The sequence below is a fragment of the Knoellia tibetensis genome (assembly GCF_048606415.1).
Lineage (GTDB): Bacteria > Actinomycetota > Actinomycetes > Actinomycetales > Dermatophilaceae > Knoellia > Knoellia tibetensis.
The window spans coordinates 37,230-52,405 of the sequence record NZ_JBMBWF010000002.1 but is presented as its reverse complement, the minus strand read 5'-3'; the positions used below and the strand labels follow the sequence as shown (position 1 = coordinate 52,405).

12 protein-coding genes are annotated in these 15,176 nt (G+C 70.9%); 2 read left to right on the top strand and 10 right to left on the bottom strand.

What is annotated here, in order from left to right; genetic code table 11:
* Positions 1-143: 143 nt before the first annotated feature.
* The 6 genes from ruvB to ACOJV7_RS12040 form a co-directional block, all read right to left on the bottom strand.
* Entirely contained in the window at positions 144-1,340 is a 1,197-nt protein-coding gene (gene ruvB / locus ACOJV7_RS12065) for a Holliday junction branch migration DNA helicase RuvB (protein ID WP_420190454.1), read from the bottom strand.
* Complete coding sequence (gene ruvA / locus ACOJV7_RS12060; RefSeq protein ID WP_420190453.1) at positions 1,337-1,942, bottom strand: Holliday junction branch migration protein RuvA; 606 nt, start codon at positions 1,940-1,942, stop codon at positions 1,337-1,339. Before ruvA ends, ruvB begins: the two co-directional genes overlap by 4 nt.
* Positions 1,939-2,451: a crossover junction endodeoxyribonuclease RuvC gene (ruvC, locus tag ACOJV7_RS12055; protein ID WP_420190452.1), complete on the bottom strand. Its 513-nt coding sequence runs from the start codon at positions 2,449-2,451 to the stop codon at positions 1,939-1,941. The genes ruvA and ruvC overlap by 4 nt, the downstream gene beginning before the upstream one ends.
* Positions 2,452-2,539: 88 nt before the next feature.
* Positions 2,540-3,298 (bottom strand): YebC/PmpR family DNA-binding transcriptional regulator, encoded by a 759-nt coding sequence (locus ACOJV7_RS12050; RefSeq protein WP_420190451.1) that lies wholly within the window; start codon positions 3,296-3,298, stop codon positions 2,540-2,542.
* 206 nt (positions 3,299-3,504) lie between these two features.
* Complete coding sequence (gene pdxT, locus ACOJV7_RS12045; RefSeq protein ID WP_420190450.1) at positions 3,505-4,107, bottom strand: pyridoxal 5'-phosphate synthase glutaminase subunit PdxT; 603 nt, start codon at positions 4,105-4,107, stop codon at positions 3,505-3,507.
* A 107-nt stretch (positions 4,108-4,214) separates the two neighbouring features.
* Complete coding sequence (locus ACOJV7_RS12040; RefSeq protein WP_420190449.1) at positions 4,215-8,057, bottom strand: CARDB domain-containing protein; 3,843 nt, start codon at positions 8,055-8,057, stop codon at positions 4,215-4,217.
* Positions 8,058-8,164: 107 nt separating this feature from the next.
* Here ACOJV7_RS12040 and ACOJV7_RS12035 point away from each other — a divergent pair, with 107 nt between their 5' ends.
* Positions 8,165-9,889 carry a helix-turn-helix transcriptional regulator gene (locus ACOJV7_RS12035; protein ID WP_420190448.1) on the top strand — a complete coding sequence of 575 codons (1,725 nt, stop codon included), beginning with the start codon at positions 8,165-8,167 and terminating at the stop codon, positions 9,887-9,889.
* Positions 9,890-9,980: 91 nt separating this feature from the next.
* Positions 9,981-10,229, top strand: a complete 249-nt coding sequence (locus ACOJV7_RS12030; protein WP_420190447.1) for a hypothetical protein — start codon at positions 9,981-9,983, stop codon at positions 10,227-10,229.
* A 25-nt stretch (positions 10,230-10,254) separates the two neighbouring features.
* Here the strand turns inward: ACOJV7_RS12030 and ACOJV7_RS12025 are convergent, their stop codons facing one another.
* The 4 genes from ACOJV7_RS12025 to ACOJV7_RS12010 all read right to left on the bottom strand — a co-directional run bounded on the left by ACOJV7_RS12025 (position 10,255) and on the right by ACOJV7_RS12010 (position 15,176).
* A complete protein-coding gene (locus tag ACOJV7_RS12025) occupies positions 10,255-12,303 on the bottom strand; it encodes a family 43 glycosylhydrolase (protein WP_420190446.1) in 2,049 nt (682 codons plus the stop codon).
* A 33-nt stretch (positions 12,304-12,336) separates the two neighbouring features.
* Positions 12,337-13,242 carry a glycoside hydrolase family 43 protein gene (locus ACOJV7_RS12020; RefSeq protein ID WP_420190777.1) on the bottom strand — a complete coding sequence of 302 codons (906 nt, stop codon included), beginning with the start codon at positions 13,240-13,242 and terminating at the stop codon, positions 12,337-12,339.
* Positions 13,243-13,305: 63 nt separating this feature from the next.
* A complete protein-coding gene (locus ACOJV7_RS12015) occupies positions 13,306-14,193 on the bottom strand; it encodes a carbohydrate ABC transporter permease (protein WP_420190445.1) in 888 nt (295 codons plus the stop codon).
* Positions 14,190-15,176, bottom strand: coding sequence for a carbohydrate ABC transporter permease (locus ACOJV7_RS12010; RefSeq protein ID WP_420190444.1), 987 nt, complete (start codon positions 15,174-15,176; stop codon positions 14,190-14,192). The genes ACOJV7_RS12015 and ACOJV7_RS12010 overlap by 4 nt, the downstream gene beginning before the upstream one ends.

Sequence of the window (15,176 nt, the reverse complement as noted above, 5' to 3'; positions counted from 1 at the left end):
GGTGACGTGGTCACTCTCGCCAACGCGCCACTCCCCGGTCGAGTGCCCTCCTGCGGTCGTGTCCGAACCGCAACCTCGTATGCCGTCCGCGCGCCTGCCCATCCAGCATGCGCCGAGCGCCCGCTCAGGTGAGGACGTCGCGATCAGCCGCCGAGACGGCCCTGACCGTCGGCGAGCGGCAGCACGTCCTGGGTCGCGACGTCACGCGGCGGGGTGAGGCCGAGGTGCGACCACGCCCGGGGCGAGGCCGCCCGGCCGCGGGGCGTGCGGACCATGAAGCCCTCGCGCACGAGGTAGGGCTCGGCGACGGTCTCGACGGTGTCGGACTCCTCGCCGACGGCGATGGCGAGCGTCGAGAGTCCGACCGGGCCACCACCGAAGCGACGGCAGAGGGCGTCGAGCACGGCACGGTCGAGCCGGTCGAGGCCCGCGTCGTCGACGTCGAAGAGGCTGAGCGCCTCGTGGGCGGCCTCGAGGTCGACGTGCCCGGAGCCGTGGACCTGGGCCCAGTCGCGCACGCGGCGCAGGAGGCGGTTGGCGATGCGGGGTGTGCCGCGCGACCGCCCGGCGATCTCGGCGATGCCGGACTCGTCGGCGTCGACGTCGAGCAGCCCGGCGGAGCGGCGCAGGATCGTCGTGAGGTCGGCGGCGTCGTAGTAGTCGAGGTGGCCGGTGAACCCGAACCGGTCGCGCAGCGGCGCCGGCAGCAGGCCCGAGCGGGTCGTCGCACCGACGACTGTGAACGGCGGGAGCTCGAGCGGGATCGCCGTCGCGCCCGGGCCCTTGCCGACGATGACGTCGACGCGGAAGTCCTCCATCGCGAGGTAGAGCATCTCCTCGGCCGCGCGCGACATGCGGTGGATCTCGTCGAGGAAGAGCACCTCTCCCTCGTCGAGCGACGACAGGACCGCCGCGAGGTCGCCGGCGTGCTGGATCGCCGGTCCGGACGTGATCCGGATCGGGCGCTCGAGCTCGGCGGCGACGATGAGCGCGAGCGTCGTCTTGCCGAGACCGGGAGGACCGGACAGGAGGATGTGGTCGGGCACGCTCCCCCGGCGGCGAGCCGCCTCGAGGACGAGCGAGAGCTGGTCGCGCACCCGCGTCTGCCCCGGGAACTCGGCGAGCCGCTTGGGTCGCAGGGCCGCCTCGACGACGCGCTCGTCGTCGGAGTCGGCGCCGGCGTCGACGATCCGGGCGGTCGCGTCGAGCGACCCGTCGTCGGCGCGCCACGTGGCGTCGTCACCGCCCGCTGCCTCGACGATGTCGGACCGGAAGCCACGCGTCGTGCCGCCGAGGTCGTCCTCGCTCGTCGAGGTGCGGCGCATCGCCGGGCCGGTCATCGGCCGAGCTCCCGCAGCGCCATGCGCAGCAGCGCCGCGACGGAGGCATCCGGGTCGGCCGACGACGACACGGTCGACACCGCGTCGGCAGCCTGCCTCGAGGACCAGCCGAGACCGACGAGGGCCTCGGCGACCTGGTCGCGGCGGGCGTCGCCGGAGGGCGCGGCCGCGGCGGCGACGTCACCGCCTGCGGGGGCGGACGGCATACCGACCTTGTCCTTGAGCTCGAGGACGAGGCGCTCGGCGCTCTTCTTGCCCACGCCGGGGATCTTCGTCAGGGTCGCGACGTCGCCGGTCGTGAGCGCCGCGCTGACCTCGTCGGGGGTGAGGACCGAGAGCATCGCGAGGGCGAGGCGCGGACCCACGCCCGAGACGGTCTGCACCGTCTCGAACATGTCGCGCTCCCCCGCCGACCCGAAGCCGAAGAGGGTGAGCGAGTCCTCGCGCACGACGAGCGTCGTCGAGACGGTGACCTCGGAGCCGGTGCGCAGGTCGGCGGCGGTGCGCGGGGTCGTGTGGACGAGCATGCCGACGCCACCGACCTCGACGACGAGGCGGTCGAGTCCGACGTGGCCCACCCGACCGGAGAGCGACGAGATCACCGGGCACCGGCCTTGGCGAGGGCGTCGAGCCGCGCGGTCGCGGCACCACGCCACAGGTGGCAGATCGCGAGGGCCAGCGCGTCGGCGGCGTCGGCGGGGCGCGGGGGCGCGGCGAGCTTGAGGATCCGGGTCACCATCGTCGTCACCTGTGCCTTGTCGGCGCGGCCGGAGCCGGTGACCGAGGCCTTGACCTCGGTCGGGGTGTGGAAGACGACGGGGATGTCGCGCTTGCCCGCGGTGAGCAGCGCGATGGCGGTGGCGTGGGCGGTGTTCATGACCTGGGTGACGTTGGTGTCGGCGAAGACCCGCTCGACGGCGAGCACGTCGGGCTCGAAGCGGTCGAGCCACCCCTCGAGCTCGCGCTCGAGGAACATGAGGCGCTGCGACGGCTCGGCGTCGGAGGGGGTGCGGACGACGCCGACGGCGATCATCGACGCGCGACCGGCCCGGCCGTCGACGACCCCGAGACCGCACCGGGTGAGGCCGGGATCCATGCCGAGAACGCGCACGCGCGCCGCCTTCCGAGAGAACCGAACAGGTGTTCGGTGCCACGCTACACAGCGTGCGGGAAGGCGGCGCGCAGCAACACGCGGTCGCTCAGTCCTCGGCGTCGAGCTGGGCGAGGACGTCGTCGGGGATGTCGCCGTTGGCGAAGACGTCCTGGACGTCGTCGGAGTCGTCGAGCGCCTCGATGACGCGGATCATCTTCTTCGCCCCGTCGAGGTCGAGCGGCACCTGGAGGTTGGGCACCCACGAGGCTTCGGCCGAGTCGTAGTCGATCCCGGCGTCCTGGACCGCCTTGCGCACCGCGACGAAGTCGGTGGCCTCGGAGATGATCTCGAAGGAGTCGCCGAGGTCGTTGACCTCGTCGGCGCCAGCCTCGAGGACGACCTCGAGAATGTCGTCCTCGGTCTTGTCGCCCTTGGGGACGACGACGACGCCCTTGCGGTCGAAGACGTAGGCCACCGACCCGGGGTCACCGAGCTGGCCGCCGTTGCGGGTCAGTGCGGTGCGGACCTCGGCGGCGGCGCGGTTGCGGTTGTCGGTGAGGCACTCGATGAGGATGGCGACGCCACCGGGCGCGTAGCCCTCGTAGGTGATCGTCTCCCAGTCGGCGCCGCCGGCCGTGGCGCCGGAGCCGCGCTTGACCGCGTTGTCGATGTTGTTGTTGGGCACCGAGCTCTTCTTCGCCTTCTGGATGGCGTCGTAGAGCGTCGGGTTGCCGGTCGGGTCACCGCCGCCGGTGCGGGCCGCGACCTCGATGTTCTTGATGAGCTTCGCGAAGAGCTTGCCGCGCTTGGCGTCGATGGCGGCCTTCTTGTGCTTCGTGGTCGCCCATTTGGAGTGGCCGGACAAGGTGTCTCCTCGTGCTGTCAACGTGCAGGTCCGGCGTCGATCCTATGTCGTATGCCGTCCGCTCCCGTCCGCGTCGTCCCCCGCACCCTTGTGTCCGGCAAGGTGACGACATGGGCACCACGTTGCCGGACGCAAGCCCAGCGTGAGCTGCAACGTTCGGCGACGTGACGGCATACCCACCACCTTGCCGGACGCAAGCAGCAGGGTCAGGCGTGGCGGACGATGTCGACGAAGAGCTGGTGGAAGCGGTGGTCGCCGGTGACCTCGGGATGGAAGCTCGTGGCAACGAGGTTCTCTTGGCGGACCGCGACCGGGTGGTCCGCTCCCCCGACGTGGACGCTCGCGAGGACCTGCACGCCCTCCCCCACCTCCTCGACCCACGGGGCTCGGATGAAGACGGCACGCACCGGCTCGGGTCCGAGCTCGCGGATGCGCAGGTCCTCCTCGAAGGAGTCGACCTGCCGTCCGAAGGCGTTGCGGCGCACGGTGATGTCGAGACCGCCGAGGGTCTGCTGGTCGCGGTGGCCGTCGAGGATGCGGTCGGCGAGCATGATCATGCCGGCGCACGAGCCGTAGGCAGGAAGCCCCGCGTGCAGCCGCTCAACGAGGGGGTCGCGCAGCTCGAAGATCCGGCAGAGCTTGTCCATCGTCGTCGACTCGCCGCCGGGGATGACAAGTCCGTCGATCTCCGCGACCTCGCTCGGGCGCCGGACCGGAACCGCCGTCGCACCGGCGGACTCGAGCGCGCGGACGTGCTCGCGCACGTCGCCCTGGACGGCGAGGACTCCGATGGTGGGGTGGGCGGTCACGTCCCGACCCTATGCCGACGTGGACGAGCCCCAGCCCACGGGCCGGCGGCGTGGAGGTCACCGCTGGTCCGTGGGCTGGGCCCCACCTCGTCACGAGGCCGTGGCGGTCACCAGACCCACACGTCGTCGAGCCAGAGGGTGGAACCGGCCGGCAGGGTGGCCGGGGCCTTGGTGGTGAGCACGACGCGGGAGGCACCCGCCGGTACGGACAGGGAACCGCTGATCTTGCTCACCGCCCCACCGCTGATCTTGCTCACGGACTCGTCGATCTTGCTGACGGACTCGTCGATCTTGCTCACCACGAGGTCGACGGAGGCGATCTTGCTCACGACCTTGCCCGCGCCGTCGAGGAAGGTCGCCGACACCGCCGGGGCACCACCGGTGGCGGACATCGCCAGTGAGTACGTCGACCCTGCGGCGACGTCGACCGGGGCGCTCGACCAGCTGCCTCCGGTCAGCCCGCCGGTGAGTCCGACCGCCTTCTGACCGTCCGTGGCGTGGGCGCCGGTGCCGTCGTAGGTCGTCGAGCCTGACGAGGTCCAGGCGTCGGGAGACGTGCCCGACGTGGAGGCCTCGTAGGAACCGTTGACCACCCGGTTGCCCCGGATCGTCACGGTGCGGCTCAGCGAGTTGTCGGCCTCGTTCGACTCCTTGACGGCGTTGGCCGGGTCGACCACCGCACGCAGCGCACGGTCGCCCTGGACGCCCTTGGTGTCCCACACCTTGGTGACCGTGGTGCTCGCGCCGGCCGCCAGATCGACCGGTGCGGTCCTCCCGAGGGAGGTCGACCCGTCGAAGAGCTCGACGACCACTCCAGCAGCCGCGGCGTCGCCGGCGTTCGTGACCGCCACCGACAGCGTCGTCTGCTTGCGCTCCGGCTGGGCAGCCGTGACCGAGGTGGGCTTGACGTTCGCAGCGGCGGCCGGTCGGCCGTCGCCCTGCGGGTTGACGGTGAAGTAGAACACCTGGCCGGCCTCGACGAGCTTGGGGGCCGAGGTGTTGGCCGCCGTCTGCGGGACGCCCCGGGCAGCGAGGGCCGCGTTGCGGGCGGCGTACTCGGAGTGCAGGTAGTCGCCCTTGCGGAAGAGCTCACCGGCCTGGGTGCGCCACTGCTTCATCCTGGAGAAGTCGGCGCTCCACGCGTCGGACGGGGTGGTCCGACCTGCCGCAGCCTCGTCGGAGAGGCGCTCGCGCAGCGCGTCCTGCGCGCCGATGAGGTACTCGGCGGTGTGACCCCGCTGCAGCTGGTCCTGGTCCTCGACCTCGTAGGGACGGTAGGACATCGCGTACGTCGTCGGTGCGGCCGAGACGTCGTACATCCAGCCCAGGCCCTGCCAGTAGCACTCCCACTGCCCCGCCTGCGGGTGCCCCGCGGGGCACCGGTCGACGCCATAGGAGCCGTCGTGCGGGTGGCTCAGGCCGAGGTTGTGGGCGGCCTCGTGCTCGATGGTGTAGCTGAACCCGCCACCGCTGTCCTGGGTCGGGAGCGAGGTGTCGGTCATCGAGCGCTTGGACCCCGGGGCGTCACCGGGCTGGACGCCCGGGTAGTGCGACGCACTCGACTTGAAGCGGTCGTTGACGTTGTTCATGACGCCCCACGCCTCGCCGTCCGCGGTGCCGACAGCGATGCCGCCGACGATGGCCGGGAGTGCCCAGGTGAAGGCCTTCTCGAACACGACGTTGATAGCCGGGATCGTGTTGACGCCCTCGACCTGGTCCGCGATGCCGTCGGGGTGGGCGTCGATGAAGTCGCGGAACGACTCGTGCGACACGGCGCCGTCGTAGCCCGGGCCGAGGCCCGAACCCGTCGCCTTGGCCTTCTCGAGCGCCTCCTGGACGGCGGTGAGGTTGACGCTCTTGTCGCCGTAGTGGGCGTGGTGGTCGTGCCCGTCGTGGAGCGGCTCGGGCACCTTCGTGGCACCGTCCTTGGTCTGGACGTGGTGCGAGGGAGCCGGCAGGTCCGCGTACTTGGGGGAGGTGTCGAGCACCTCGCCCGTGGGCTGGTTGTTCGTGGGGTCGTAGAGGGGGATCGTCTCGTTCTTGCGGCCGACCCAGCGCGCGTAGGGCGTCGCCGAGGACAGCCAGCGCAGGGTGTCGTCCTGCTTCGTGCCGCCGGAGACGTCGCCGATCTTGTAGAGCTTGTCCATGTCGGTCCACCAGGTGCCGTAGTACGGCGCGTTGGTGAGCTGGCCGTTGACCCACTGGGGCCGCGAGTAGAAGTCGGTCCAGTTCGACACCGCGAGCCAGTACGTGTCACCGCGCGGGATCGGCCGGTAGAGGAACCCTGCCGTCGACCGGAAGAAGAGGCCGTAGGCGACGTCGCGCGCGAGGCGCGGCATCATGCGGCACGGGGTGTTGTTGTTGTAGGGCAGGTCCATGCCGGCGACGGGGGTGCCGTCGGTGGCGCAGGTGTCGCCCTGCTGCTTCCACAGCGGGTCGGACGCGTACTGCCACACCGGCGGGTCGCCGTGCGGGTAGTCGCTCGACATGCCCAGACCCTTGCCGGCCCACGTGGAGGCCTCGTAGTCGTTCGGGGCCGCGCCGAGGTCGATGAAGTGGAACCGGTAGCGGCCACCCCACGTGCGGGCGTAGTCGATGCCGTCCCAGTCACCGGTGTCGGGGTCGGTGATCCGCCACGAGCCGCCCTCCTCGACGGCCTTGGGGACGATGCCACCGTCGATGACCTTGTCGGTGCCGTAGGTGTGGTAGGCGTTCGGGCGGAAGTAGTCCTTGGCGTAGTCCGGGGTGAAGGTGTCGAGGAAGAAGAACGACGACCCCTGGTTCGGGCCCTGCGGCATGCGGTCGAGGTTGAGCCCGTTCTTGTCGTAGTACGGGTCGTGGTAGGCGCCCTTGTCCGGGTTGACGACCGAGGGGTTGGAGCACGCGCCGGTCTCGAGGTTGGTGAAGGCGCAGGCCCACTTCGTGTCGTAGCGGCTCTGGAAGATCCAGTCCTCCACGGCGTAGGCGTCGACGAGGTCGGTCTTCGACGGGTCGGTGACCTTGTATGCCGGGTCGCCGCCCTTGGCGGTGACGCGGTGGGCGCCGAAGGCGGCGTCGTACTTCACCTGGTTCGCCGTGCGGGTGCTCGCGGCACCGGCGTGGTAGGTCTGGGCCTTCGCCGTGGCGTCCTCGGCGACCTGGAACAGGGCCTTGGCGTACTCGTCCGTGGCTGCGAGCACGTTGATCTTGTAGTTGTAGGTGATGCCCTGGAAGTAGGGGGCGCCCTCGAAGTGGTCCTTGTTCCAGTTGAGCAGCCCGGCGCCGACCTGCGTCGGCTCACCCGAGGCGGACGTCTTGGTGGACACGGTCGGGCGGTACTTCGCGGGGGTCCACTGCTTGAGCTCGGCGACCTCGGCGGCGCTGGGGCGGCGACCGACGAAGACGACGTTGAGCGGGTAGTCGACGACAAGCTCGTCCTCGACCGCCTTGCGGGACTCCGGGTACTTCATGCCCGTGGGAAGCGCCGTGCTCTCCAGGGTCGCCGTCCCGGTGTAGCTCGAGCCGGCGGTGGCGTAGGGGACGACACGCACCGTGTACGAGCCGGGGGCGAGGGTGCCCAGGTCGACCGACTCGCTCGTCGTGTTGCCGGAGGCGCTGGAGCCGACCTGGCGTCCCGAGGAGTCGTCGACATAGAGATCGAAGTCGTCGGAGGCCGAGGCCCAGCTGATGGCGATCTCGACGCCACCCTCGTGCGAGTCCCAGTGGTCAGTCGGGATCGTGAGGTCCACCGCGTGCGAGTCGCACGTCGTGGGCGTGCACGACTCCGGCGCCAGCACTGCACCGGAGTACGGGCCGCCGGTCCAGGTCACCCGGCTCGAGTTCCCGCTGGACGGTGGTTCCAGAGTGGTCCTGCCGGGTGTCGACGCCGACGCCGTGCCGGTCGTGGCGAGCGCGGCGGCCACCAGGGCGGCGGTCGAGAGGGCCACGGCCCTCGAGGTCATGGATCGCATGAACATCCTCCACAGACGTGGCACGTCAGGGGGTGCGTGCCAGAGGACAAGCAAACGCCCTCCCGAGCCGTGAGCGGACCTGTCAAAACTGCCTATATCCTCGTCACATGGCCGCTCAGACCCCCCTTGCCCCGCGTCGGCAGGCCGCGCCGACGAGCCGTAGGCGGGTCTCGTCGCGGTCGGCCCTCGCCTCGTTCGCCCACAGCGTCTCCCCCGGCCTGCGCCCGGTGCTGCGCGAAGCCGAGGGCATGGGCCTGCGGGGCGACACCGCGGCCGCCCTCGACCTCCTCGTTCGGACGGCGGCGGCGCTGCCGGCCGACGCCCTGGACGACGACCGCGTCGCCATCGGCGAGCTGGCGGTCGTCGTCAGCGCCTGGGGCAGCGAGCTTCTCGACGCACACCCGTTCCTCGAGGCCCTGGCCGAGCAGGTCGGCTCGCCCGATGCGCGCGGAGCGCTGCTCTTCACGCGCGGCCGGGCGGGGACGGCGGCCGAGACCCCCGACATCCTCATGCGGGCACTCTCGGAGTTCCGCCTGGCCGGTGACCTCCGCGGCCAGGCGGTGACGCTGGGTGAGCTCTGCTGGCCCCGCGAGGACGGTCTGAGCGGGGACTACCGCGTCACGGTGGGCAGGGAGGGCCTGGCACTGGCCCGCCGCACCAAGGACCCCTGGGCCATCGCGTTCTGCGCCGGTCGGCTCGCCGGCTGCGAGACCTACCTCGACCGTCCCGAGGCGCTGGAGCACTGGCGCGACGCCGCCGAGGTCCTCCCGTCCAGCCCTGATGCGGTGACCGCCGAGATCGCGAGCCTCAACCAGTTCAACTGGGCGCACACGGCATACGGGCACGGCGACTACGCGCTGGCCGCGCGCGTGGCACGCGAGGGCAAGCTGCTGGCTCACGGAACGACGTGGGCACGCAAGTTCGCGGCGGTCGAGGCCCTCGTCCAGTGGCGCACCGGTGACCTCGACGCGGCCGTTGCGTCGGCGAGGTCGGCGCGGCTGGGGCGACCGCAGATGGCGACGGGCATGGCGGGAATCGTGCTGGGCGCCGTCGCGCTGGAGCGAGAGGGGCGCCCGGACCCCAAGGTGCTCGACGACTCCCTCGGGCACATCGAGTTCGACGAGCAGATGCTCTGGCTGGCGCTGTCCGTGCGAGCCGCCCACAGGGTCGCCCGACGGGAGCCCGCTCCCCTGCGCGACGTCGACAAGGCACTCGACACGGCCGCCGGGATGGGCGTGCGGTTCGGGTGGGAGGACCTCGTCCTCGTCATGGCGCAGGAGGATCCCGAGCGAGCCCGGACTGCTCTGGAGACGATGGCGCCGCTGTGGCCGACCAACCCCCGGGGGACGGCGGTGCGCCTCGCCGTCGAGGGGCTCGTCCGCGGCTCCGGTGGGCATGGACTGCTGCTCGAGGCCGCGGAGCGCTTCGCGGCCCTGCCCGAGCCGGTGACCGTCGGTCGGCTGCTGCACGCCGCCGCCGGGGTCGCGCCCGACATGGCCACGGGCAACGCCCTGCGCCGGCGCGCCATCGACCTCTTCCAGGCCCACGGCGCCGAGCGGTCGATGGCGGCGGTGCTGCGCGACCGGAGTCTGCACCGTGGGCACGACCTGCCGTCCGTGCCGGCCAGCCAGCGGCTCGTCTCCACCGCCGGGCTCACGACCCGTGAGCGCGAGGTCGCGACCCTGGCGGCACAGGGCTACACGGCCCAGGAGATCGCAGACGAGCTGCACATCTCCATCGGCACGGCGCGCAACCACGTCCTGCGGGTCAGGGAGAAGTTCGGAGGCGTGCCCAAGCGCAAGCTCGCACAGATGCTGGCCGAGGGCGCCTGACGCTGCGGTGAGGGCCCACCCGGCCGACACCGGCGCGGTGTCGCCGACGGCCACCCCGTCACGGGGCACGCCGCCCGCCTAGTGTGGAGCGATGACCACACCAGCATCCCGGGACGAGAACGCGAACGAGGTCGTCGAGGCGAGGGTCGAGGCGCTGCAGGCGGTCCTCGACCGTGTGCTCTCCTGGCAGGAGGGCGCGACCGAGGGCACGGTGCGCGAGGAGCTGGACTCCGCGCTCGACGAGGTGGGCATCGAGCTCGACGAGTCCGTGCGCGAGCGCATGGTCGAGCACATCCACGAGGGGCACGAGCACATCGACGTCCGCCGCTTCCTCGACTGAGGAGGCGGCGGACGCCGGTGCCCGGTCAGGGCTGGGGTCGAGCCGTGCCCTTGAGGCCGTAGACCCGCACGTAGTCGAACTCCGCGGTGATCGGTGACGTGACCTGGTCCGTCGCGCCCATCGACACGAGACCGATGAGGGCGTCCTGTCCGAGGCTGTGCGTCCACGTGCCGCCGCGCACCCATGTCGTGCCGTCCTGGCTCGTGTATGCCGTGTAGCGCTCCGTGTCCCCGCCCGCGGCAGCCTGCTCGGCGCCCGTGAGGCGCTCGACGACGATGCGGAGGTAGGTCCAGTCGCTCTGAGCAACCGGGTCATCGTCGTCCCCGGGGGGACCGACGACGGTGTTGCCGTAGCGGCTCCACCCCTCGGGCACCGGGCTGAGCTCCTTGGCGAACTCCGTCTGGCGCGTCTCCCAGATGGAGGCACTCGTCAGCTTGATGAAGTTGTCGTCGTCCTCGTAGATGACCAGGCCTGCCTGCGCGTAGTTGAAGCAGCAGCCGTCGTCCGGCAGTCCCTCGAGGCGCACCTTCGTCTCGACCACGTAGTCACCCGAGGGCGCGTCGCGGACGAGGACGGAGGCAGTGTTGCTGTCGACGTAGAGGTCGGTGTGCTCGACCTCCCAGCGGAGGACCCCGTCGGTGACGGCGGCGTCACCCACGCGTCCCTCAGCCCAGGACCAGTCTCCGTCGAGGGTGCTGCCGGAGAACTCGTCGCGGTCGATGAGCCGGTTGACCGTGTCGGGCTTGAGGAGCTTGGGGCGGTAGCGGGTCCGCTCCCCCGGCTGCGCGGCCGGTGCCGGCATCTTGGTGTCGGAGGCCATGTAGCCGCCGTTGACCACGGGCCAGCCGTCCACCCAGTCCACCGGGTCGAGCAGGGCCGGTCGCTTCGTGAAGCCGGTCTGGAAGGCGTAGAACGGGTCCTCCTGGTCGACCGCGTGGTAGACGGTCCACCACTGGCCGCCCTCGTCGACGAAGACGGAGTTGTGGCCGGTGCCGATCCAACGGTTGCCGTTCATCGTGAGGAACGGCGTGCCGCCGACGTTGGCCTCCAGGAACGAGTTGCCCTCCTGGTCGAGGAAGGGACCGTAGGGGCTCGTCGAGCGCCCGACGAAGACGCTGTAGCCGGTGAGGGCACCGTTGCAGCAGTTCGTCGCGGAGGCGAAGAGGTAGTAGTAGCCGTCCTTGTAGACCACGTTGGCGCCCTCGTAGCGGTTGGCGATCGCGATCTGGGTGTCGTCAGCCGTCGTGCCCGTGCTGACCTGGTCACCGGGGCCGAAGGTGATCGGCGTGGCGAACATTCCGCCGTAGTACGAGCCGTAGTACAGGACGCCCTGGCTGCCCACGGTGTCTCCGAGCACGTCGGGGTCGTAGGTCCAGAAGTAGTTGCACCCGGGGCCGTTGGAGCGTGGTGCCACGACGGGCGCGTCGGTGAACGTCCACGGACCGGTGGGGCTGTCGCCGACGGCGACACCGATCGCGCTGTCACCCGTGCAGTTCGGGTCGGCGGAGCCCCCGCCTGCTGCCGTGGTGTCGGTCACCGTGACGAAGAGGTAGTACTGGTCAGTGGCCTCGGAGTACACGACCTCCGGCGCCCAGAAGGCGGCCCTGGGTCCGATCCAGTCAGGGGTGTCTCCACCGTCGAGCGGGAAGGCGTCGCCGACGTAGGTCCAGTTGACGAGGTCGGTCGAGACGTTCATCGGGATGCGGTGGAAGACGGGGTTCCCCGCGGCGTCGACGTCCTCGTCGTTGAGCGGGTCGGTCGTGCAGTACATGTACCAGACCTGCTTGCCGTCGATCGTCTCGCCGTCCTGGCCCTTGATGATCATCGGGTCGGCGCAGCTGTCGACGGTTCCGTCACCCGGGATGTCCGGTGCGAGCGGGTTCTCGTAGGTCGTCGTCACGGGCTTGGCCTTGCTCGCAGCCGCGGGCGCGGCCGTCGGGCTCGCCGCTGCAGCGCCGGCGGTGGCGAGGAGCAGGGCGACCATGGCGGTGAGGGGCGCGAGCAGGGTGCGGGCCCGTCGGAACGAGGTGGTGGGGCCCGGGCCGGGTGGCTGGGTGGGGGTGCTGTCGGTCATGGCCGTGTCCTTGTCGGGTCGTGCGTGGGGCCTTCAGGTGGTGGGCGGGCGCGCGGTGACGCTCCCGCCGTCGAGGTGGAGCTCGAGCCGGTGCGGCCGACGCCGTCGCAGCTCGGGGTCCCAGGCGTGCAGGAAGAGGTGCCGTGTGCCGCGGTCGTCGGTGAGGACGCTGCAGTGGCCGGGCCCGACGAGACCTGTGGACGCGCTCGAGACGAGCGGGCCGCGGTCGGTGTCCTCGTGCCACGGACCGAGCGGTCCCGGCGCCGTCGCGACGGCCACGCCGTAGCCGGGCGTCTGCCAGTTCCCCCCGGAGTAGAGAAGCAGGCACCCCCCGTCGTGGTCCAGCACCGTCGGGCCTTCGAGTGTGTGCCAGTCGTGGACGCCGCCGTGGATCTCGCGCCCGGCCTGGAAGCGCTGCCAGTCGGCCGTGGCGCGCAGGACGTTGGTCGGCTCGCCCTCGAGCCGGGTCATCTCGAGCAGGCGCTGGACGGCCAGGACCGTGCCCGGACGGTCCCCCTCGACGAGGTCGGTCGCGTAGAAGAGCCACCACTGCCCCGACGGGTCGAGGTAGGGCGAGGGGTCGATCGCGAAGGGAAGGTCCGGTGTGAGGACGATCCCGAGGTCCTCGTAGGGGCCGGTCGACGTCTCCGACGTCGCGACGCGGAGGCGGTGGCCGACGTCGCCCACGCCGACGGAGTAGTACATCCAGTAGCGGCCCTCGGCATGGGCGACCTCGGGGGCCCAGTACTCCGCTCCGTCCGGGGCGTCCGGGAGCGGGACGAGCGCCCCGCCGGCGTCCTCCCAGTGGTCGAGGTCGTCGCTCACGAGCACCTGGAAGGCACGCCCTCCGGGCAGGGGTGCCGGCGTGGTCCCGAACATGACGAAGCGACCGTCGGGGTCCTGCAGGACGAACGGGTCGGCGCAGTAGCCGTCCCACAGCGGCTGCGTCGGCTCGGTCCCCGCGCCGGTGTCGGCTTCGGCGTTGGCTCGGGCGTCGATGGCTCAGCCCTTCACGCCGCCGCGGGCGATGCCCTCGATGACGAACCGCTGGCTGATGAGGAAGAGCAGCAGGACCGGGATGCTCGCGATGACACCTCCGGCGAGGATCGTCGCGTAGTCCGTCGTGTAGGCGCTCTGCAGCGTGGACAGCCCCGGCTGGATCGTCAGCCGTTCGGGGCTGAAGAGGACGTAGAGCGGCCAGAGGAAGTCGTTCCAGTTCGCGAGGAACGTGAGCAGCGCGAGCGTCGCGAGGGCGGGCCGCGAGAGCGGCACGATGACGGTGAGGAAGATCTTGAAGCGGCTGGCGCCGTCGAGCAGCGCCGCCTCCTCGAGCTCGATGGGCAGCCCGAGGAAGAACTGCCTCATGAAGAAGACCCCGAAGGCTCCGGCCGCACCGGGGACGATGACCGCTGCCAGGCTGTCCAGCCACCCGAACTTCGACACGATGACGTAGTTGGGGATGAGCAGCGAGATCGGCGGCACGAAGAGGGTCGCCAGGACGACGCCCGTGATGACCCGCTTGCCCGGGAACGACAGACGGGCCAGGGCGTAAGCGGCCATCGTCGCGACGACGAGGACGAGGAGCGTCTGTCCGGTGGCCGCCAGCATCGAGTTGAGGAACCAGGTGGCCACAGGCGTCTGGGGCGCGTCGAGGATCTTCTGGTAGCCCTCGCCGCTGACCTCGCCCGGGATGAAGTTGAGGTCGGCCCGGGAGACCTCGGCAGTCGACTTGAGCGACGTCGAGACCATCCACAGCAGCGGGGTGAGGAAGAGCAGTCCGAGGAGCGCGAGGAAGAGCGCCCGCCACGGGCGGCGGGCGGTCCCGTCGTCGTCGGGCCGGCGGCCCTCCGCGTCCGGGCGGTCGTCCTTGACCACGATGGCTGCGGTCATCGGGTGACCTCCTTCGGGGTGCGCTCCCGCAGGAACGACAGGCTGAGGGCGCTGACGAGGAGCAGCGCGAGCGTGAGCATCGTGCTCATCGCGGATGCGCTGCCCATGTTGAACTGGCGCAGGCCCTCCTCACCGATCTGCATGATGGCCGACCTCGTCTCCTCGCCCGGCTGGCCCTGGGTGATGAGGTAGGGCTGACCGAAGACGTTGGCACTGGCGAGGATCGTGATGGTGAGGACGAAGATCATGACCGGCCTGAGCCCCGGCAGGGTGACGTGCCGGAAGCGCTGCCACGCGCTGGCGCCGTCGAGCTCGGCCGCCTCGTAGAGGTCGGCCGAGATGTCCTGCAGGCCGGCGAGGAAGATCACCATGTTGTAGCCCGCCGTCCACCAGATCGTCGGTACGACGAGGGCCAGCCAGACCCACGGCGTCGCCGTGGTGAACGGGATCCGGTCGATGCCGAGCTGGTCGAGGTAGTAGTTGACGACGCCGACGTTGGGGTCGAGCAGGTAGCGCCAGAGCAGACCGATGACCGCCACCCCGAGGACATAGGGCGCGAAGAAGATGGCCCGTACGATGTTGCGTCCACGGAACTTCTTGTTGAGCGCGACCGCCAGGGCCAGCGGCAGGACGATGAGCAGCGGGACGCTGAGCAACGTGAAGATCCCGGTGGCCCGCATCGAGCTCCAGAACGGACCCGAGGTCGTCGACCCCCCGGTGAAGAGGTCCACGTAGTTGCGCAGCCCCACGAAGGGTTTGCCCGGGAGCAGGAAGTCCCACTGGTGGAGGCTGATCCAGAGGCCGTAGACGATCGGCGCCAGGACGAAGACCCCGAACAGCACGAGGTAGGGGGCGAGGAAGAGCAGGGCGGTGCCGGTGCCCGCGCGCATGACCGCCGGGTCCGCGTTCGGCGCCTTGGTCCGGCCCTCCGGCCGCCGGTCCTTCGTGCGCTCCGACGCGGCAACAGGTGTCGCCGTGGACAT